Genomic DNA, 21,474 nt, shown 5'->3' with positions numbered 1-21,474 from the left:
GAAAAGATAGACGAATTATTGAGAGTATCATTTTACCAAGGGAAAACTGATTCAAATGTGATTTCCTTAAAAGAGGGCATAACAAAATTGGGCTTTGGTGGAATGAACATCAATGAAATTTACGGTAATTGGACCGAAACGCGTGTGCGTCAATTCCAGAACTATTATGGATTACGTGCTACTGGTGTAGCTGATCCACAAACGGTGAAGCTAGCTAATCAGATTGCCTCTAGTCCCTTCCAAGAAGGCGAAACCCATGAAGATACGATCGAATTGAAAAAGCTATTAACGTGGCTTGGTTATGGAAACATGAACATCAATCAGATCTATGGATCGTTCACGGAAACAAGAGTAGGCCAATTCCAACGTGATCATGGTTTGAAAGATCATGGAATAGCAGATGGACCGACATGGGACAAGCTGTACGAAATGGTGGATACCGTATTCCGAGTAGGGAATGAACATCCAGGCGTGGTGGAATTAAAGCGGAACCTTACTACCTTAGGCTTTGGTAACATGAACATCAACGAGGTGTATGGTAATTTTACTAAGACAAGAGTTCGTCAATTTCAATCTAACTATGGACTATCGGTAACAGGTCAAGTAGGTCAGGAAACCTTGGCAAAAATCGATGACTTATTGAAGAAGTCACTTTACAAAGGAAAAAACGATTCAGATGTGATTTCCCTAAAAAAGGATCTAACAAAATTAGGTTTTGGTAATATGAACATCAATGAAATCTATGGAGGTTTTACTACAACTAGAATGAGCCAGTTCCAAGCTTACTACGGATTACGTGCTACTGGTGTAGCTGATCCACAAACAGTAGAGCTCCTAAATAAGATTGTGGATACTTCATATCAATACGGGAAGTCTCATGGTTCAGTTAAATCTTTAAAAGAAAAGCTCAAACGTTTAGGTTTTGGTGGAATGAATATTAATAAAGTATATGGTTCATATACCGCCAAGCGAGTGAGCGATTTCCAAAACTATTATGATTTAAAAGTAAATGGCATTGTTGATCCGGTGACAGAGTCTTTGATTAATGAAATATATAACAGTCCCTATCAGTCAGGGAAAAGTCATAGAGATATGAAACGATTTAAAGAGATGCTTAATAGTATCGGATATGGTTATATCAATGTTAATGAAACGTTTGGTTCTTTTTCTGAAAGGCAAATTAAGAAATTTCAATCAGATCACCATTTACCGAATTCAGGTATTTTAGATGAGAGAACGATCGACCTTCTGACTTATGAATACGATAATCGAGTTACTAAAATATTCATTGATCCAGGTCATGGTGGTTATCAACCAGGTGCTTCAGGCTATGGTTTACAGGAGAAAGATCTAGTCTTAGATATTGCTTTGAGTGCAGCGACTCAATTAGAAAAAAATTATAAAGATATTGAAGTTAAACTATCAAGAAGCAAAGATGTAGATCGAGCTCTGGAGGAAAGGACTAATATGGCTAATGACTGGAAAGCAGATTACTTTGTAAGTTTTCACAATAATTCTCATAATGGTCAAGCAAGTGGCTTCGAATCTTTTATTTATAATGGCAAAGTTTCTTCTGCGGCGATGAGACATCAACAAAATATACATCAATATCTTGTCAATATGCTGGATGTGAATAATCGAGGAGCCAAAAGGGCTGACTTCTCAGTACTTAGAAAATCTATCATGCCCGCTATTTTGCTAGAATTTTTGTTTATTGATAATAAAGAGGATAATAAGTTATTAAGGAAAAAATCATATAGAGAGTGGTTAGGTGTGATTACAGCTGAAGCAATAGCAGATTCCTTTAACTTAAAAAGAAAATAAGTAAACGATAGTTTAAAGTTCTCACGTACGTCAGTGTGAACTTTATTTTTTTAGTATGTTCATGTTAAGTAAAGTTTGATTAGTAAATGAAAGGGAATATTATATCAATAATGAATAATCATATATTTTATAACTATCCTGCAGAGAGAAATTTTTCGTTTACATAGAAGTCTTCAAATTAGTAAATTGTATGAAAAGATTATTTTAATTATTGTATAAAAATGAATTTACAGGTAAAATAAAAAATTATATTAGGATAAAAAAGGAGATAAGCATGAATCGAACTGTTGATACATCAAACGCTAATAAAACTAATTTAAAAAAGTATCAAGAGCTAGGAATGAAAATAAAATCTAAACCCTTTAAGAGATATTATAAATCAGGGTTATTAGACAACCTTGATATAGATTATGTAAATAGTGTTAGGGACTATTGGAAACTTCATTATAATGAGGAAATCGATCCGGTTTTAAATTTAGCTTTCAAAAACCTGACAGGGAACGAGAATAGCCGAGTAGTTCCAGGTCCTGTTATGTGGAAAGAGTTAATTCCATATTTCAATGACATGGATATTAGAGCAGGCTATAGTGATAAAAATATCTATGATAGTTTAATCAAAACGGAAAGAGCAGTGAAAATTATTCTAAAAAGAGTAAGAGGTACTTACTTTAATTCGAATAATGAAAGTTTGACAAAAGATCAAGCACTCAATGAACTATTGAGTAAAAAACAAGACTATATTATTAAACCTAGTAGAACAGATAATGGAAAAGGTATAGCAAAGTTAAACTATGAAAACGAAATGATTACACTTAAGGATAAAAAGGTTTCGATGGAAGAGTTAGAAGATCTATATGGTTTGGACTTTGTGGTGCAAGATGTCATTAAACAGCATCCAGTTATGGGAGATCCTCATCCTTCCTCTGTTAATACCTTGCGTATGGTAACATTAAGATGGAAAAATGAAGTAAGATATTTATTATCATTTGCTCGTTTTGGAGCAAATAATGCAGTGAGGGATAATGCGGGAACTGGCGGAGTATGTGTTGGAATAACTGATGATGGCAAATTCATGGACTATGCTGTTGATGAACATACCAATGTTTATACACATCATCCAACAACTAATTATGCTTTTGCTGAACATGCACAAATCCCTAATTTTGATAAATTCAAGGAATATGTTATAGGTTTACACAAACAAATTCTGCATCATGATTTTATATCTTGGGATATTGCAGTAGGAGAAGATGGATTACCTGTATTTATAGAATTAAACTTTCGTGGTGCAACATGGCTGTACCAATTAGCTAGTCAGCGTTCGTTATTCGGTGATCTAACTGAAGAAATTATCGAACAAGTACGAGACGAAAAGCTAGATAAACAATCAAAAGCAAGTACAACTCCTGAAATCACCAAATTAAAACGTGATCACAAAAAATTGAAAGCAGATAACAAAAAGAAACAAGAAGAGATTCTTCAGTTGAAAGAGGAGAATAGAAATTTAACGATAAATAATAGCAAGATTGAAACAAAGCTCATTTCAACAGAAAATGAATTAAAAAAGCATAAAAAAGAATTGAATAAACTGTTAAATAGTACCTCCTGGAAGTTATCAAAACCGGTTCGACTATTCGGAAAAATAAAAAAATAAAAAAGTATAAAGTCTAGAGTTTTAAACTCTGGACTTTTATCAAATATAGATGGTTAGGTGTTATTATGGACCATAAGAAGAAAATATTATCTTCAAGTAAAAACTATAAAATCACATACTATTATAATGAAGAAAAACCAAGTAATAAATGTGTAATAGCATTCGGCGAAATCGACTCTAACATGGAAGAGGTAGGATTTGGTCAAAAGTTAGTGTTGGAATTGGGGTATGATTACATTTATGTGTCTCAAAGAAGGAGAACGCAATATCAATTACTGGATCACCATACTTTTTATCAGCATGTTAAAGAAATTATAGCGGGCAAAGAGGTTTATACATATGGCTCTAGTCTAGGTGCATATTGTGCCATTTACTACGGTAGTTTCATCAATGCGAATATATTATCCATGAGTCCCAGAATACCTGCACATCCAGTAATTGATAAACTAATGGGAAGCAGATATAAAAACAATGGCTTTAAACACAATGAATTAGACCAAGTTCCGCAGACAACAGGTAGAATAAGTATATTCTATGACGATGATAATGAGATAGATTCCTATTATATCAACTATTTTGTAAAAGACCTCTATCCAAATGCTGAATATTTTCATATCAAGTATGCTGGTCATTACACTGCAAGAGCACTGTTGTTATCGGATGAATTGAAAAAAACTGCTCGGGACTTCTTTGCCAATCAGCCGATAGAATTTAAACTAAATCAAGAGGAAATATTAAATTGGCATATGATGAGAGCGGGTATTCGCCTCGAAAAACGCCAATTAGAACATGCAAAAGAGAATTTAGATGTTTTATTAGATTCTAATCGTGCGGAATCTGGGGAAGTCATGAAGTTAGTGAAGCAATATAAAAAGAAGGCAGTACAAAAAGCTGAAAACAAAAGTAAAACCAGTACCAAACCGAGTTCGATTATTTATCCATCTATTACTAACGATGAGCAGCAAAAAATAAAAGATGCTGTATCTATTTCTTTTGTAGGAGATTTACTTTTGCTACGTGATCAGGTCTTCAATGCTTGGGATTTTGAAAAAAAAGAGTATGTATTTGATGATATGTTTGAGTATGTAAAGAAATATTTAGCTTCGTCAGATTTTTCAATGGGGGTACTTGAAGGAACATTTGCTGGTGATACCCGAGAATATAGTACAGATATATATGAAGACAAGATGCCGTTACATTTAAACTTTCCTGACAGTTTTGCCCATGCTATGAAACGAGCTGGATTTGATTTTTTGACAACAGCTCAAAATCATCTATTGGATAATGGTAAAAAAGGAGCAATGAGAACATTGGATGTTTTGGATGATGCAGGGATAATGCATAAAGGCTCATACCGAAATCAAGAGGAAAAAGATACATTACCTATTTATGATATCAAAGGATTAAAAGTGGCAATTTTAACTTATACAAAACGAAGTAACAGATATAAAAATGAATTCTTTCTAAAAGAAGAAAACGATCATCTGACATCCCTATTAGTTTCGCCAACTGACCCTCATTTTGAAGAAGTAAAACAAAGTGTCAAACAGGATTTCGAGAGAGTTAAAAATGCCAAACCAGATTGTATAGTGGTACTTCCTCATATGGGCAAGCAGTTTACACATAAGCCTGATAAATTTCAGAGGACATGGTGTGATATCTTTGTAGACGCCGGTGCCAATATTATTCTAAGTGATCATGCTCATGCTGTCCAACCGTATGAATGGAGAAAACATCCGGAAGATAATAGTGATGTGTTAATCTTGCATTGCCCAGGTGATTTTGTGAACTCATATACCAAAAAAGATGGTGATGCTTCAGCTCTAAGTGAAATTTATTTGAATCCTGAGAATGGAAAACCGTTTGCTGTTTCCTGTGTACCTTTATGGGCACATTCCTATGTCGATAGAAACTATAGAGCTTTACCAATCTATGAGGTCATTCATAATAAACAAATTCGCTCAACACTCAGTACGTATGACTATGAGAGAGTAAAGACAACTCATCAACTGATAACTAAAACGATGCTTGGAGAAGAGCTGACTATCGATCAAATACAAGAAAAGTATTATTTATTTGCCAAACGTGCAGATGGTAATACAAAAGGATATGTTCGAAATTGCGTTAAACCTCTTTCATTAGATCCAAAGATGCGAGCAAAAAAGATTATTTATTTGATCCAGAATTCAAAAAGTGTATGTTTTATCGGTGATTCCATAACGGAAGGTACAAAAAACGGCGGATACAGTTGGTATGAACCATTAATGGAAAACTTTGAAGGTATCAAGGTGAAGAAATTTGCTCGAGGGCAAGCCACTCCTTATTTTGTTAAGAATTCTCAAAAGATAGCAGATATAAGAGCAAATCTTTATATAATTGCTGTGGGAACTAATGATGTAAGGTATCGTGATCCACAAAAATGTGCGATGACATCAAATGAATATATTGATAATCTTCAAAAAATAATTAAAAAAATAAAGGCTAAAAAGAAGAACGCGAAATTTATTTTCATAGCACCGTGGACAACAGATCAATACGATCCTACATCTGAATTGAGTACAGAAGAAAGATTTAAGATGCTGCAAGAGTATAGTAAAGCTTTAAAAAGTTTTTGTGATAAACATGAGCATCTGTATATTGATCCAAATGAAACAATTAGTCAAACCTTTAAAACCAGAAATCCTAAAAAGTGGTTAGTTGATCACATTCACCCAAATGCGTCGGATGGTATCAATTTATATAGTAAAGCGGTAATAGACGCTTCTCCAAACGAGTCTCTAATTTTTTTAAGAAAAGCAAAGAAAAAGTTGAAGCAATGGATAAAATAGAACAAGCGTAGTAATTTTTAAAAAACCGAACTTCTTTGATAGAAGTTCGGTTTCGTTTATTGTAAGGGGGCTTCTGTTGTTTGCTCTGTCTCTGGTGCCTCTGTCGTTTCTTCTGACTCTGCTGTCACCGTATTATCTTCGGCAACATCTAAATGTGTCTGTAAAATCTGCTTCGTCTCAGCTAGTTGCTGTTCATCAAGGCTGTAATAGTATGTGTTGTTCAGCCGCATGTCACTTCCATCAAGGTTCAGCGTATCCATATCAATGCTACCAGATGTACCATATGATAAGAAAGCTTTCATTTCATCGAAAGATAAGTTTGTTGTCATGTTGTTACCAACACCCTGAATAGCATCATCTAATTTAAATACGGAATTAACAGATGTTGCTTTACTAATAACAGCTTTCATAATTTCTTGTTGTCTTTTACCACGTTCTATGTCATTATCAATTTTCCGTGTTCTTGCCAGAGCCAATGCATCTTCACCATCTAGATTCTGTTCACCAGGATAAAGATGAATGGAATCACTTTGATCATCTGAGTTCGATTCGGTAAATTCAAATGGAACATCCATTTCAACACCGCCGATTGCGTCAATTACGTCAACGAATGCATTAAAATTAAGTTTAACAAAATAATCAACAGGAATATCTAAGAAACTTTCCACTGTTTCAATGGTTGCTTGAACGCCGCCAAATGCATGTGCATGTGTAATTTTATCTTCATATCCGACTTCAGGTACATACACATATGAATCACGTGGGATACTTAACATTTTCACACTATTATCATTCTTGTTAAGCGTAGCTAAGATTAAGGCATCTGAAAGAACTGATTCACCGTTTTCCTCTCTGTGTTCACTACTATCTACACCGATAAACAGTACGGAAACGTGATCCTCTGTAGGATCTACCTCTTGAGCACGTAGTTCGGATTTGTCACGGCCATCACTTTCATAAGAATTTGATACGACTTGTTCTGCTTCATTGACTAAGTTGATGACATAAGCAGAGACGGCCCCAATTAATATAATTAAAGGTACGAAAATAAAGAATATAATCTTCCTACGTTGACTCTTCTTTTTCTTTTCTTTCACTTCAATTCTGGAATTAACATCTTTTTTTGACATTGTATTTCCCCCGATTTCTAGAATGAACCACACTAATTATATAGTTTACTATGAATACATGTTGGCGTAAATTGGATTTTAGAAAATATTTTACAATTTAATATAATAGACGTTTTTTTGTAACAAAAGTTACACTATTTTAAATAAAATAAGTAGATCATATGCTGTATACTAAATATACGGTAAGATATTAACAATGTTAATAGTCGAAGGAGAGGAAGAAATTATATGAAAATAGCTGTAGCAGGAACAGGCTATGTTGGGTTATCAAATGCTGTATTATTAGCACAGCATAATGAAGTATATGCTTTAGATATAGTAGAAGAAAAAGTCCAACTCATTAATAACCAAAAATCTTCTAGCCATTGTAGATGCCAACCATAATCGTAAGGATCATATCGCAACAAGTATTTTAGCCAAAAATCCTAAGGTATTGAAGTTGTAGTATATGAACCAAATCTTGATGAAGAAACATTCTATAATTCAAAAATTATCAGAGATTTTGATGCATTTAGAGAAGTAGCAGACGAACCGTTTAACAGAAGAATTAAAAGCTGTGAAAGATAAAGTGTATACACGAGATCTGTATAGTAGAGATTAATTAGCAAGAAACAGTCTTGAATTTATCATTAAAATCGTATATTTATAGTATACATGAAGTGAAATCGTGCTATAATGGTGCAAGACATTTGTACTATAATATAAGAAAATATGTTAAAATTCGTAAAAGGACTTCAAATCATTAAGTAGGTGTATATATGTTTAACATAACGGAGTTAATCGTAGCATTTCTGATATCAGCTATCGTAGCTTTCGGATCAACTCCTCTTATCAAAAAAATAGCAATTAAAATTAATGCAGTAGACCGACCAGGTGATAGAAAAAAACATGATGGTATTAAAGCCCGATTAGGTGGCCTTGCTATTGTTCTGGGGGTCGCTGCAGGGTTGCTTTATTTACAACCGCAGCATCCACACATGTTAGAGATTATCATTGGTGGTATTATTATTGTTATCACAGGTATCATTGATGATATTGTCGGATTAAAAGCATACCAGAAATTAATCGGACAACTTGCTGCCGCGTTTGTAGTTGTTTCATCTGGCTTAGTGATAGATAAATTGACCATACCTTTTGCAGGAACGGTTCATTTAGATGAATTTGGCTTAGTTCTAACAATTATATGGGTTGTTGGTGTCTCTAATGCCATTAATCTTATCGATGGTTTGGATGGACTTGCAGCAGGTGTATCAGCCATTGGTTTAACAAGCATCTTAATTATCGCGATCACTGATTATCGTATGATCGTTGTTTACTTGGGGATGGTTTTAGTCGGCAGTTGCCTTGGCTTTCTATACCATAACTTTTATCCGGCAAAGATTTTTATGGGTGATACGGGTGCTTTGTTTTTAGGATATGCGATTTCCGTTATATCCATGCTCGGTCTCTTTAAGAATGTCGCCTTTTTTAGTTTTATCATACCGATTATTATTATAGCTGTTCCTATTTTTGATACGCTTTTTGCCATTGTCAGGCGCGTAATCAATAAACAGAACATAGGTACAGCTGATCGAAAGCATATCCATTACCAGTTAGTTGAGATGGGCTACAGCCATCAAACTTCTGTGCTAATTATTTATGCATTTAGCGGTTTTTTCGGCGTTATGGCGATTATCTTTAATAGTGCAACAATGTTAACGTCCCTGATTATTTTAGGATTTATTATCCTCGGAATTCAGCTAATAGCTGAGCTCTCCGGAGTCGTTAAAAATGGTCAACAACCAATATTAAGTAGTATCAGAAAATTAACCGGCAGAAACCAAAAAGTGTAGAAAAGTCAGTACTTTAATGAAAAGTACTGGCTTTTTTTATAATTTAAACAACAAATCTTCTAAGAAGCTGAGATTTGTTAATTATCCTCATTTTATCACCAGTAACACTGTCATCCCATATGGATCAAAGTTATGAATAGTAATGCTAGAGTGGAGACTGTTTTCCTTATTGTCCACGACACCTACTGACCTTACCGATTGATTATAAAGGTGAAGGGAGGTGGCATACATGGCATTGGCGGAAAGAATTGATTCCAGACTGCAGTTAACATTCGAAGAAGGGACAGACCCAGTCTCTGGTGATCCGATTTATAAGCGAAAGTCTTTTAACAACGTGAAGTTAGATGCGACAGCAGACCAGCTTCTAGCGGTGACTCAAGAACTTGTCCCATTACAGCAACTTGACTTGTATTCGGTGAAACGTAATGACACAGAATTGATCACAGAAGATTAATTCTAAATTAAAAGAACCAGGGAGGTGAAGTGATGAAGAAAATCGAATTGAAATTCGAAAATGAAGAAGGAAAAACAGTAACTTTCTCATTGGATAATCCGGTGGAACCTGTTGATCCGGCAGCGGTAAGTACAGCAATGGATGCTATCCTTAGCCAAAACGCCTTCTTTTCTTCAGGCGGTGATTTAGTGGCAAAGAAAAGTGCCCGCATCGTCGAGCGAAATGTTAATGAAATTGAAATCTAATGCAACAAAAAGGAGAGCATACCAGCTCTCCTTTTCATTTAGGTTATCTATAAAGCACGTCTTGAAGGAGAAAGCAGTCTGAAACCGTCCAACTAAAAGGAGAGGAGTGCATCACATGGAGCAAACATGGATATCAATATTTACCGATCTCGGTTTTCCGGTTGCGGTGACATTTTATTTGTTACACCGAATTGAAACAAAGCTCAATACATTAATTGAGTCCATTGTTTCTTTACCAGCAAAAATGCGCTAGTGCATAATTTAACCTCAGCTAACCCCCATAGTTAGCTGAGGTCATTAAAGAAGGATGTGATGCTAGACGGTCGGTTCGAATGTTTGGCAATCTGTTTCTCTCTCATTGGCAGCACTTTTTCCGGTATGGCTGACAACATAGATGGTATCTGCGTGACATCTATTGCCTTCAGCCCAGAACTTACAGTTATTTACCTCACATTTTACATCTTTCGCCATCTCACACACCTCCTATATAAATATTTTGATGCAAGCATACAAAATAATGTCTGGGAATTTTTACTTTTGCGGATACTTAGTCAGTAATTCGGAGATGTAAGAATTACCAGGATAAATATAATATTGATTAGCAGCTTCTTTATAAAACTGTATGTGATAATAAACATCGCCGAGTATCGCATGACAATAATTTTTTTCTAACATATTTCCTTTCAACTGAAAATAGGGAATAATTTCTTCAGCTACTTTTTGGCGATAAGCTTCAGTGCCATGTGTTCCTTGAATAATACCCTTTAATAAGTAAAAGAAATACTCATATTTTTTGTCTTTGTTAATCGATATTCCGCCTTCAATGACGGTTAATGCCATCTCGTCATCTTTTAGTAGCGCATATACATAAGCTATAAAAAAGATATATCTAACTTTTAATGCGGATATTTTTTCATGTCGTATTGCTTTTTTATTATACTTTAACGCATGTTCAAAATCATTATTTTGGAAGTAAGCGATGCTTAATAAATAATAAATGTAATTTGTATGTATGCTAGTATAATTATCTAGAATGTCGTGTAACTCTTGGATAGTTTCTTGTATCGGTTGATTTTGACTACGAAGGGTATTCTTAATCTTAACTATGCGAGACAGTAAAATATTGGGCTGGTTCAATTTTGACTGAAATATAGATAATGCTGTGGTGGCATGGGTAGTGGAATCTAAGGCTTGTCCGATTTTATCATAGGCAAAAGCATAGTACAGGTGGATCTCACCATCTTTTTCAAACAGGTCAGGGTTCATTTTGATTGCCACATTGAAATAAGTGAAAGCATCTTTTAATTGATCAAGTAACAAATAGTACAAACCGATAGCTTTTATATAGGGATAGTTATTCACAGGGGAAAGAGTATCGGCATATTTTTGGACATCCTCTAAAAATTTCGATGCTTGATCTGTGCGGAAGTAAATAAGTTCCTGTTGGAAATTACACAACGAATATAATGCTAATTGATTGTAAAAATAGCTTATGGGAAATTTTTGGAGCTCTTTGTAGTGTTTATTTGCCGTAGCATAATTCCTTTGAACAATGCTTTGTTGCCAAGAGGTTAATTGGGCAATGAGTGGATGATATTCTGGGTAGGTAAGTTCTTTAATATTGAGAACTTTCAGGATCTTCGACATTAATTTTTCCGGCGGATGATATTTTCCTGATTCAATTTTACTAATCATGGAGGTACTAGTATTAACCTTTTTGGCTAATTCTCCTTGTGTCCAATTAAGTTTCTTTCTGTATTTACACACTAGCTTTCCTTTATCATACACTTCTTTCACATCACTTTCTATTTAATTTTAGTACAATATATATAATACTATAGAATCATAAAAAATACACAAAAAATTCAAAATTATACAATTTATTTACAAAATAACTCAAAAAGAAAACTTAAAATTAATACGATAATTAAAATAATAAAGGTTTTCAAGCCGATCATCGGTACAATAAATAGTAACCAGATAACAAACATAGCGAAACCAAAAATCATGATAAAACAAAAATAAAAAAACTTTTTCATGGTGTTATCCCCTTTAATCATGGCTTATTATAAGTTATGACATTCGCCTAGAATCGTGATTTTTGAGATACTCTCCGATTTGTCATATAATGTATCGAAGAAGGGGGAATTTACAGATGAAAAGTATAAATATAAATGATTATCGTAAAACGGAATATCCTATTGATGATATGTTCTTAAGTCGCTGGTCACCTCGCTCTTTTGCAGAAAAAGAGGTCGATGAAGAAACATTGATGACTGTTTTTGACGCATCACGCTGGGCACCATCTGCTATGAACAAACAGCCATGGCGCTTTATTATTGCGAGAACAGAGGAAGACCGCAAGAAATTCCATTCTTTTATTATGGACGGAAACCTGGCATGGTGTACAAAGGTACCAGCATTTGCACTATTGATCTCTGACACCGAAGCGGGTGGATCACACGCTTTTGATACAGGTACAGCTTGGGGTTTCTTATCTTTACAAGCAATGAAAAAAGGACTAATAACACACGCAATGGGTGGATTCTATAGAGATAAAGCTCGTGAAGTATTAAACATCCCAGAGCAATACGAGATCCATGCAGTGGTAGCAATCGGTTACCAGGATGAGAAAGAAAAATTAGAAGAAAAATTGCAAGAACGCGAATTACCTTCCGATCGTCGTCCACTAACAGAAACCGTTATGGAAGGTGAATTTAGAGCCTGATTTTATTCCAGTTCGGTGGAGTAATGTGATAACCCATAAAAAGCAGACCAAATCCAATACGATTTGGTCTGCTTTTTGTAGTTAGATAAACAAGTATAAAAAAGGAAATGGGAAGTAATTGAAAAGAAAAAAAGAGAGGAAAAGACATCGAGTATAGTAGAGTAAAATGCGAACAACAATACCTTGAAAAAAGATATGAAGAGGAAAGAAATAAGACTAATTAGCTTGTAGAGCTTTTGGGAAATAGTAAATGAGGATATGGTAACAAAGATATAAGATATTCATATAGGTGCTTATAAAATTGAAGAAAAGAGTGTTGGCGAACCTTTTTTTAGCTTAAAAATTATTGGGATTTTATGTTAAAGTTTAAATGTGAACAAATAACAACTAGGGAGCAACTTAATTCTTTCAGGGATTTTAGTGTTAGGTGTTGAAAAATTTTAATAGCTTTCATAATGATCGCTGGTTTCTATGTCGTTAAGATTTAAGAAGAGATTACTAATCCAATCAAGTGTTCATGAATTTTGCCACAGAAGGGATTTCTAAAGATGAGTGATGAAAGAGAGCTTGATGATGAAATTAAGCGTACTAAACAACAGGCGAAACGAGGCTGTTTTGCTTGGATCACAATTATAATCTTAGTTCCAATTCTCTTTATTATTTACAACGTAGCGATGTTTTCATATGAAGTATTCTTGAAAGAAAGTATGCTTGTAGAAAGCAATTCTCCTAATAATGTAAATACAATCGAAGTAGTTGAAAAGGGAGAGGCCTTTTCATTTGGACCATCATCAGTAAGAATTAAGTATGGGTCAAAACATGAAGACAGTAGGATTAGCAACGATGGAGCAACGCTTAAATCTGGGAATGTATCAGTCGATTGGAAAAATGATTATAATGCTATTGTAACTTTATATGGCGATGAGCAAGAACCAGAAACCATTGAAATTCGTTTTAAATAATTTGTTTAAGTTCCCATTTGAGGTGATTTTGATTAAAAGGAGAATCATTAAATAACTGTGTGGGGGGATAATATGAGCTTGTATTTCCACAACTATTCAAATGTACTTAAAAAAAACTATATGTTACTCATAATGGCATTAGTTTTAATGGTATTAACCTTCTTTATATGGGCTGGGATCCCTATTTTTATAATGGTGAATGCAGTAGCAGAAATAACTTCTAATGTGGTAATTATTCATCTTTGTATTTCTCTTTCTGGAGGGTTTCTGTTTTCTTTGTTGTTTGCGCCAATCAATTTAAAAGTTGCTATAAATCTAGCTGATATAAAGCATCGTAGTGTGATAAATTCTTTTATTCGTATAGAAATAATATGGATGTTAGTATGCTCTTTGATTTTTGAATTAGTTTTTATTGTGGTTACTCAATTATAAGTTGCAGAGTTTGAACAGGAAGATCATTTTATCACGCAGATAACCGAATCGAGCTATTGATTGATGGACCGGGAGAAATTATCGGCATGGAAAATGGGAATTCACAGGATCTACAGAACTATAAATCGCATCACAGAAATGCTTACCACGGAAAATTGGTTGTATTTGTTCGTTCCAAAACAGAAGAAGGAACTATTTTTGTAACCGTAAAGTCGGAAGGTTTAGATACAACTCAAATTTCCATTCCAGTCATTAATTAACTCATAAACAACAAATCACAGCACATATTTGCTGGATTTGTTGTTTGTTTTGTTTAAAAGTCATTGCGCAAGCTCCGAATTATCCATTTATATGACAAATCTATTGTGTATTCCCTTAGATTTGTCAATTATATTCATTTTTACGACAAATCTTTAGCGACTTCCCTTAGATTTGTTAATTATATTCATTTTTACGACAAATCTTTAACGACTACCCTTAGATTTGTTAATTATATTCATTTTTATGACAAATCTTTAGCAACTTCCTTTAGATTTTGATGTATATAAACCGATACAACAAAAAGCATATCTTTTATTCAATAGGTATGCTCACTTACTATAATTAGAGAGTTACAAGTTTAAAAATTAAGCAGGCTCAGCCATCCTATTATTTCTCACTTCCACTTTCTCAAAAGCAACATAAGTAAAGCGCATAATCAGCAAACTTAATACACTGCCAGAGAAAAATAAAAAGAGAACTGAAAATGAAACAGTTACATAGTAGACAACAAAAGTCACAAACGCCATATAGATTGTTCGAATCGGATAAGAAGCTCCAATAATAAAGGCATATTTAAAACATTCCATTAACCTGATATATAACTGAGGATCTTTTACTTTGGGGTGAAACGGTAATGTAAAACAATAAATCCTGAACTAAAAAATCAGGACTATCCCAAGAGAAAAGAGGGATTTTCAAAATACTTACAAAAGAACAAATGTTCGTTTTATGATATTTATAATAAAGTTAACTAGGAGATAAATATGAAAATTAAAAACGTCAACATTAAAGAACGAATGAAACATCATAATGTAAACGGAGTAAGTATTGTGTTGATTGAAAGCGGCAACAAATATACGGAAAATTATGGCATACTAGAGGAGAAAAGTGATAGAAAAGTAACTGAGAATTCGATTTTTAGTGCGTGTTCCATCAGCAAATTCTTAACTGGAATAATGGTTTTAAAGCTAATTGGGGAAGGACTTCTTGATTTAGATGAAAATGTAAATAAAAGACTTGTAACCTGGAAAGTACCTGAAAATGAATTTACAAAGAATAAAAAAGTTACGTTAAGAAACTTGCTTTGTCACCAATCTGGAATCAAAGACGCTGAAGGTAGTTTTTCGGAACTGAATTCAAATATAGGTATTCCTTCAATGGTTGAGTTGTTAGAGGGGAAAACTTCCTATTGTAAGATTCCTATTGAAGTACAGTGCGAGCCAGAGAGTGAATTTCATTATTCAGATGCAGGCTATTGTATTATCCAGCAACTAATCGAAGATGTGACGAACAGGCCGTATTATCATGTTTAAAGGAGTTCATATTTAAGCCGTTAGGAATGGAAAATAGTCATTTAAATATAACGATGTTAGAAAAGGATAAAAAAGAATTCTCTGTGGTCATAACAAAAATGGTGAATTAGTATATGGGAAATATCCTATATACCCTTATCCAACAGCTTCTGGATTATGGACCACTTCTTCAGATTTAGCTATATTAGTTCTTGAGCTAATGAATGCTCTAAAAGGAGAAAGTAAAATTGGCATTTCAGAAAGTTTAGCAAAAGAAATGATAACTTCTCGAAGAGGTAAAAGTTGGACTGGATTAGGTGTGTTTCTAGAAGGCTCTGAAAAAGCGCTAGAAATCACATCTATGGGTTGGGGAGTAGGTTTCCAATGTATGATGGTAGCGTATCCTCACTTAGAAAAAGGTGCTGTTATTATGACGAATGCAGAATTAGGTGTTCATCAATTAAAAGGAATTATTGGAGAGATATATAAATCTCTTATATCTTAATAAAAGTAATAAAAAATAGAAATTCTTTAGTTTATATTGATACCTTAGGCAACACAAAAAACGCCTTAATGTGGCTTTAGAATGAAGTTTGATAATTTATAATAAAGATTGATTATTTTATATAATGTTTGATATATTTATATTGATATGTTTGATTCTTACAATTCAGTAAACGGACCATTTTGTTGCATAAAGCAGAAATTTAAAAATGAAAAGGGGGGTAAAAAATGAATTTTACTTCAGAAGAAAAACAATTCGCAGACTCATTAAAATTCATTGCAAGGAATTTAGAGATAAAAGAACACATTCAGCAATCTCCTGAACTTTATCCGTTGTTTCAAAGGTCAGCTAAACGATTTGTAACAGGTGAATCAAAAGAAGATGGTTTAGCGATCGGTAATCAGCTTATAAATAAGGGGTACCGCATTTCTCTTGAATTTATCGGGGAAAACACGGTCAGCAGGGAAGAGTGTGTTCAAGCAAAAAATGAATTTTTGAGATTAATACAAGAATGCGGAGCACAGGGGTTAAATACTCGTATCTCTTTTGATCTATCCCATATTGGTTTAGCAATTGATTCTGAATTAGCCTTTCAAAACTTATTAGAGATGGCAAAAGCGGCACATGATAATGGCGTGTCGCTCATGATTAGTGCCGAGGAATCAAATAAAACAGAACAAGTCTTGTCAGTTTATAAAAGAGCTGTGGCTCGATATACAAACATAGGGGTTACTCTTCAGGCTCAATTGTATCGGTCGTTAGATGATCTTAAGGAGTTACTTGACTACTCCGGTACGATACGTCTTGTAAAGGGAGCCTTTCAAGAACCGTCAGATATTTGTATCCCTCGTTCCGAAAAGTTGAATGAACGGTATCTTGAATTAGTGGATTTATGCGTGGAATCGGAACATACAGTTTCAATTGCTTCGCATGATGAAGCAATAAATAAGCATGTTATCGAACATGGTTATTTAAAAAAACCATATGTAGAAGCAGAGATGTTGTACGGCATTCGTCCTGATCTTTGTAAACAACTTAAAGATGCCGGACTCCCTATTCGTGTTTATCTGACATATGGTAGTGAGTGGTATTTATATCTCGCTCATAGAATAGCTGAATATCCACCAAACATTTATGTTGCTATTACAGACATGATTCACGGGGCTGAAGATACTTCGGTACATTATTAAACAAACGGGTGTAGTTTTATAATAAAGTCGCGACGTTTATAAAAAAGTTTCGAAGCTTTCCCCCTTTGGATATGATTGTCTAAAGGGGTGTTTTGTTGGTTAAAAGTTATACTGCGAACAGGCCATTATCCCTAAGAATACTTTTATAAAGAAGGTTTTCAAAAATGTTGATTACGCAAGCTCTTTTAAGAGGGGGCATACCACTTATTGTTATGGGAGGTATTGCTTTATTATTATATTTTCAAGGCAGCTATTTTGATGCTAAAGGAACATTTGTGGCCAGCCTAATAGCTTTTTTTGTTGGTGCAGCAACTGTTATTTATAACATTGATCATTGGAGTTTTACTAAGCAAAGTGGTGTTCATTTTTTAATCATGTTAATAACAGTTTATCCGATTCTATTGTTAAGTGGTTGGTTTACAATTTCCTCTATATTGGATGCATTTAAAATTTTCCTCCTTTTTGTTTCAGTTGGTGTAGTTATATGGATTGTGATGTCAATACTAGCTAAAATATTCTCATGGTAAACATTTAAGAGATATTCCATTATACCAGCTAATAACTGTCAACACTTAAGGGTAAAAAAGTTCAAAAAAACATGTTACACTAAAATTGAGCATACCAAATAGCCTTCATGCCAAACAAGAAGGTTTCAAAATATTGGAAAAAACTATTACTTTATGATTGATCTACAAAGACTTCCTGACGCTTTAACATGGCATGAATCCAATGAACGAGTTTATTGGCACAAGCAATCACAGCGACTTTGTGTGGCTTGCCCTCGTTTCGTTTGCGATCATAAAAGGTGATAAGCTTCTTGTTCCGTTCCTTTGCCAGACCACATTGCACAGCCGTATAAAGGGACTGACGTAATCTTGATGATCCCCTTTTCGTGATGCGGTTGATCGAGGCTCTAAATTTGCCTGACTCAAAAACACTTGGGTCAAGTCCTGCATAGGCAGTCAATTGCTTGGCATAATGAAATTGATTGATGTCCCCAATTTCGGAAATGATTGTTGCTGCAATCTTATCTCCGATTCCAGGAATGGATTGGATCAATCCATAGTCTTCAAAGGTCTGTGCCAGGGCATCTATCTCTTTTTTTAACTTGGATAGGTGCTCTTGGTATTGAAAAAGCATTTGAATGTACATACGCAAACTGACTAGATGCCCATGACAAACAGGAAATTGAAATGGATTGCGTTCCGCCGCATCTTTTAATTGAGATGCTTTATCCAAAAACCATGCTTGGGAACGTCTCGCTCCGAATTGACGCATTTCATTGGCCAACGTCTCTTGAGAGACCTTGTGAATATCTGTTGACGTTGGATAGTGCAGTAAGGTGTTTAACGAGAGGTTGCCACAAAGATCACTAAAAACGCCATGATATTCTGGGAAAATCTGATCCAGAGCAGCCTGAAATTGAAGCTTGATTTCAACATAGCTGTCTGTTAACGCGCTGTGCTGTCTCGTCAAGAGACGCAGATTCAAGGCCTGCTCTGTTTTCCTTTGATAAACCTCAAGGTCCTCTTTGTAGTACAGCTCTCCTAAATGAAACGCATCGATTTTGGCCGTTTTCACCTTACGCAGGCTCGTCTTTCTGGCCCCAAAGGAAACCACTGGATTGATTAAATAATACGTTATACCATGATTTTCAAGAAATTGAAGCACAGGCTCATGATAGTGTCCGGTAGATTCAAAGATGATAGACGGAGGCTGACCCGAAACCTGTTCCACCTCTTGATAAAAACGATGAAATGCGTGAAGCCCCTGTAGATCGTGAGCAAATTTAAAGCTTTGCTTATAAGTCTGTTTCCTTTGTAAAAAAGCTTGGACCTGGCTTTCGCCTTTTGCGACATCCAGACCAATAACAGGCTCCATATGAATCACAACTCCTTTAATAGATTCGCCGGTGCGCCCCTACATCACTTTGTAGTGTCATAGCTTCGCTTGTTATGCGGGATCGTGTCCCAACCAGCCTCAAACATGTTTCTACAAGGAGGGGGTGGACAGTATTACGGACGGGATCAGTATCCCACGGGCGCGATTGTTGAGTAAAATAGGTAGAAAATAATCCACCTTTTTTATAAAAATTAAATTCAAATCTCCAAAAGAGAAATCCATTTTGATCAATCTTTTTTTCAAAATGGATTCTTTTATTTGTCATAAAATATAGGTTCGAACGATATTTTTGATCAATCTTTATTTCAAAGCTACACTTAAACTAGTAACTAAGCATCTAAAATATCAGCTTTTTTTGCAAGTATCTCTTTTAATTAAATTGTTAATGACTAAAACAGTTCTCTTTGCTAATAACGGAAAGACGACAGATCTTATGGGAATGATACAGAAGCTTCGTTAAGACCTATTAAAGAAGATGGTTTAATTCCTTTGGAGTGACAATGGTTTAAATAGTCTGATAAATAAATTGGTAACAGCATAACAGCCTCCACTAATAATAATTTTACGCACCCAAATATATAATAAGCGTTACGCTAAGGGGGAAGAAGCAGATAGAATTCACATTTCTGAAGTTGTGACTTTCTTCAACGAAAATTTAGACCTCAATAACAGTGCAATATATTGTAAAGATGCTGAAATAATCTTCTTTTGTTCTCCGAGGGTAATATTAAAGCTGTGAATGGAATCAGTGTAATTGTCAAATAAATACAGTGTTTTTACAGTTTTAATACTATTTTAAGCTACTATTACAAATGATGAATTTGCACACTTTCTTCATATTTTCTAGTTAAAATAGAATATTATAAGTATTTCTAATAGGAGAGTAGCAATGAGAAGGTGTGTACTATTTTTAACTACATTAATTGTGATTAATACTATTTTTCTTTCAACTCTTAGTGCTGAATCGAATGATTTGCCCAGCATTGAAAGTGAAGCAGCGATAATAATGGAAGCAGAATCTGGACAAATTCTCTATAAGAAAAATGCCAACTCCCAAATGTATCCTGCAAGCCTTACTAAGATTATTACTGCAATTTACGCAATCGAAAATGCGGATCTAAATGATATGGTGACTATTAGTAGTAATGCCAGTGCTAAAAATATAGAAGGTACAACTGTTTTCTTAGAGAAAGGTGAAAAAGACCGGCTAGAAAAATTAATTAAAGGTTTATTAATTAATTCTGGTAATGATGCTGGAGTAGCAATTGCTGAGTATGTTAGTGGGAGTGAAGAGCAATTCTCGGAAGATATAAATGATTATCTCGAAAATGTGATTGGTGTTGAGCATACTCATTTAAAGAATCCACACGGTTTATTTGATCCTGAACATGTTACAACGGCTGAAGATCTAGCAAAAGTAACAAAATATGCTATGGAAAACGAAACTTTTGCAGAAATATTTGGTACCAAAGAAATGGAGTGGGATGGAAAGGCGTGGGATACGACACTTATTACTCATCACAAATTACTAAAGGGAGAAATTCCTTATGAGAATATTACAGGCGGAAAAACTGGTTTTGTTAACGAATCTGGTTATACACTTACCACAACAGCACAGAATGATGATTTAAGTTTGATCGTCATTACCTTGAAAAGCAATGATAGCAATGGGGCATATGAGGATACTATAAATCTCTTAAACTATGGATTCGATCATTACAAAACATCTTACATTGCTGAAGATACTTCCTTTACTATAGAAGGAGATAACTACATTACTCCTAAAAAATTAGCGTATACGCACCTTTTAAATAATGAAATCGATAAACGGGTAACTACAAATGGTGAATTGGTTATCGCCAATGAAGATGAGGAAATTATTCATTCATTTAAATTAACAAAAATGGATTCAAAAGAGGAAAAACTTCCTAATGGTTCTGATAATGAGAATATAGAAAATCAAGATGAGGTGCAACTGAATTATATTGCTTTAGGTCAACAACTTGTAGTGCCAACTTTGATATTAATTGTTATTGGTTACTTTTATCGTAAAGTCAAAAAGTTCTTCATTTAGTTAAACATCTACAGATAGTTAAACATCTACAGACAAAATAGGGGCAATTTTAATGGTCCCGATGAATAATTTTGGTGATTGTATTCCCGATAACTTTTGGTGGACATTCTCCTAGCCCTGTTACAGGACTCGTAACAGGGTTGATATCTCATCAAGAACAA

21 protein-coding genes and 2 pseudogenes are annotated in these 21,474 nt (G+C 34.4%); 17 read left to right on the top strand and 6 right to left on the bottom strand.

All coding sequences use genetic code 11. The annotated features are described in order from the left end of the window. The 3 genes from BM121_RS17440 to BM121_RS17430 form a co-directional block, all read left to right on the top strand. On the top strand, nt 1-1,824 hold a 1,824-nt coding region (locus BM121_RS17440), incomplete at its 5' end, for a peptidoglycan-binding protein (protein ID WP_175495489.1). A gap of 211 nt (nt 1,825-2,035) precedes the next feature. Then, a complete protein-coding gene (locus BM121_RS17435; RefSeq protein WP_175495488.1) occupies nt 2,036-3,478 on the top strand; it encodes a sugar-transfer associated ATP-grasp domain-containing protein in 1,443 nt (480 codons plus the stop codon). A gap of 65 nt (nt 3,479-3,543) precedes the next feature. After that, on the top strand, nt 3,544-6,306 hold the full coding sequence (locus BM121_RS17430) for a CapA family protein (protein ID WP_091485105.1): 2,763 nt from the start codon (nt 3,544-3,546) through the stop codon (nt 6,304-6,306). Nucleotides 6,307-6,362: 56 nt separating this feature from the next. On the opposite strand, the gene BM121_RS17425 is transcribed toward BM121_RS17430, so the two are convergent. Then, entirely contained in the window at nt 6,363-7,436 is a 1,074-nt protein-coding gene (locus BM121_RS17425) for an LCP family protein (protein WP_091485103.1), read from the bottom strand. Nucleotides 7,437-7,664: 228 nt separating this feature from the next. Here BM121_RS17425 and BM121_RS17420 point away from each other — a divergent pair. The 5 genes and pseudogenes from BM121_RS17420 to BM121_RS17400 form a co-directional block, all read left to right on the top strand. Continuing rightward, nucleotides 7,665-7,793, top strand: a pseudogene (locus tag BM121_RS17420) (UDP-glucose 6-dehydrogenase); the annotation flags it as partial. 401 nt (nt 7,794-8,194) lie between these two features. Next, complete coding sequence (locus BM121_RS17415; protein ID WP_091485102.1) at nt 8,195-9,268, top strand: glycosyltransferase family 4 protein; 1,074 nt, start codon at nt 8,195-8,197, stop codon at nt 9,266-9,268. Between the two features lie 229 nt (nt 9,269-9,497). Next, on the top strand, nt 9,498-9,722 hold the full coding sequence (locus BM121_RS17410; protein ID WP_091485100.1) for a DUF1659 domain-containing protein: 225 nt from the start codon (nt 9,498-9,500) through the stop codon (nt 9,720-9,722). Nucleotides 9,723-9,754: 32 nt separating this feature from the next. Beyond that, entirely contained in the window at nt 9,755-9,967 is a 213-nt protein-coding gene (locus BM121_RS17405; RefSeq protein ID WP_091485099.1) for a DUF2922 domain-containing protein, read from the top strand. Nucleotides 9,968-10,082: 115 nt separating this feature from the next. Continuing rightward, nucleotides 10,083-10,220, top strand: a complete 138-nt coding sequence (locus BM121_RS17400; protein WP_091485097.1) for a YvrJ family protein — start codon at nt 10,083-10,085, stop codon at nt 10,218-10,220. 62 nt (nt 10,221-10,282) lie between these two features. Here the strand turns inward: BM121_RS17400 and BM121_RS17395 are convergent, their stop codons facing one another. The 3 genes from BM121_RS17395 to BM121_RS22190 form a co-directional block, all read right to left on the bottom strand. Beyond that, entirely contained in the window at nt 10,283-10,438 is a 156-nt protein-coding gene (locus tag BM121_RS17395; RefSeq protein ID WP_091485095.1) for a DUF1540 domain-containing protein, read from the bottom strand. Nucleotides 10,439-10,498: 60 nt separating this feature from the next. Next, nucleotides 10,499-11,764, bottom strand: a complete 1,266-nt coding sequence (locus BM121_RS17390) for a helix-turn-helix domain-containing protein (RefSeq protein ID WP_245780843.1) — start codon at nt 11,762-11,764, stop codon at nt 10,499-10,501. An 83-nt stretch (nt 11,765-11,847) separates the two neighbouring features. Next, nucleotides 11,848-12,006 (bottom strand): hypothetical protein, encoded by a 159-nt coding sequence (locus BM121_RS22190; RefSeq protein WP_175495486.1) that lies wholly within the window; start codon nt 12,004-12,006, stop codon nt 11,848-11,850. A 116-nt stretch (nt 12,007-12,122) separates the two neighbouring features. Here BM121_RS22190 and BM121_RS17385 point away from each other — a divergent pair, with 116 nt between their 5' ends. From BM121_RS17385 to BM121_RS22185, 4 genes and pseudogenes are all read left to right on the top strand, one after another. Continuing rightward, complete coding sequence (locus tag BM121_RS17385) at nt 12,123-12,695, top strand: nitroreductase family protein (protein ID WP_091485092.1); 573 nt, start codon at nt 12,123-12,125, stop codon at nt 12,693-12,695. Between the two features lie 548 nt (nt 12,696-13,243). Continuing rightward, nucleotides 13,244-13,657, top strand: coding sequence for a hypothetical protein (locus BM121_RS17380; protein ID WP_091485091.1), 414 nt, complete (start codon nt 13,244-13,246; stop codon nt 13,655-13,657). A gap of 72 nt (nt 13,658-13,729) precedes the next feature. Beyond that, nucleotides 13,730-14,089 carry a hypothetical protein gene (locus tag BM121_RS17375; RefSeq protein WP_091485089.1) on the top strand — a complete coding sequence of 120 codons (360 nt, stop codon included), beginning with the start codon at nt 13,730-13,732 and terminating at the stop codon, nt 14,087-14,089. 29 nt (nt 14,090-14,118) lie between these two features. Further along, a pseudogene (locus BM121_RS22185) lies at nt 14,119-14,349 on the top strand (hypothetical protein); the annotation flags it as partial. 366 nt (nt 14,350-14,715) lie between these two features. Here BM121_RS22185 and BM121_RS22315 read toward each other — a convergent pair. Then, a complete protein-coding gene (locus BM121_RS22315) occupies nt 14,716-14,937 on the bottom strand; it encodes a YesL family protein (RefSeq protein WP_139220282.1) in 222 nt (73 codons plus the stop codon). A gap of 177 nt (nt 14,938-15,114) precedes the next feature. On the opposite strand from BM121_RS22315, the gene BM121_RS22730 reads away from it, so the two are divergent. The 4 genes from BM121_RS22730 (at nt 15,115) to BM121_RS17355 (ending at nt 17,864) form a co-directional block, all read left to right on the top strand. After that, nucleotides 15,115-15,663 (top strand): serine hydrolase domain-containing protein, encoded by a 549-nt coding sequence (locus tag BM121_RS22730; RefSeq protein ID WP_425432257.1) that lies wholly within the window; start codon nt 15,115-15,117, stop codon nt 15,661-15,663. A 199-nt stretch (nt 15,664-15,862) separates the two neighbouring features. Continuing rightward, entirely contained in the window at nt 15,863-16,147 is a 285-nt protein-coding gene (locus tag BM121_RS22725; protein ID WP_425432256.1) for a hypothetical protein, read from the top strand. Nucleotides 16,148-16,374: 227 nt separating this feature from the next. Further along, nucleotides 16,375-17,337, top strand: a complete 963-nt coding sequence (locus BM121_RS17360) for a proline dehydrogenase family protein (protein WP_091485086.1) — start codon at nt 16,375-16,377, stop codon at nt 17,335-17,337. A 164-nt stretch (nt 17,338-17,501) separates the two neighbouring features. After that, nucleotides 17,502-17,864: a DUF3021 family protein gene (locus tag BM121_RS17355; RefSeq protein WP_091485084.1), complete on the top strand. Its 363-nt coding sequence runs from the start codon at nt 17,502-17,504 to the stop codon at nt 17,862-17,864. A 151-nt stretch (nt 17,865-18,015) separates the two neighbouring features. Here BM121_RS17355 and BM121_RS17350 read toward each other — a convergent pair whose 3' ends face one another. Then, nucleotides 18,016-19,218, bottom strand: a complete 1,203-nt coding sequence (locus BM121_RS17350) for an IS110 family RNA-guided transposase (RefSeq protein WP_091485083.1) — start codon at nt 19,216-19,218, stop codon at nt 18,016-18,018. A gap of 910 nt (nt 19,219-20,128) precedes the next feature. On the opposite strand from BM121_RS17350, the gene BM121_RS17345 reads away from it, so the two are divergent. After that, nucleotides 20,129-21,313, top strand: coding sequence for a D-alanyl-D-alanine carboxypeptidase family protein (locus tag BM121_RS17345; RefSeq protein ID WP_091485081.1), 1,185 nt, complete (start codon nt 20,129-20,131; stop codon nt 21,311-21,313). The last annotated feature ends 161 nt before the right edge of the window (nt 21,314-21,474 follow it).

This window comes from Gracilibacillus orientalis (assembly GCF_900114645.1).
Classification (GTDB): domain Bacteria; phylum Bacillota; class Bacilli; order Bacillales; family Amphibacillaceae; genus Gracilibacillus; species Gracilibacillus orientalis.
Note: the sequence above shows the minus strand (reverse complement) of the source record. Positions and strands in the feature narration are given on the sequence as shown.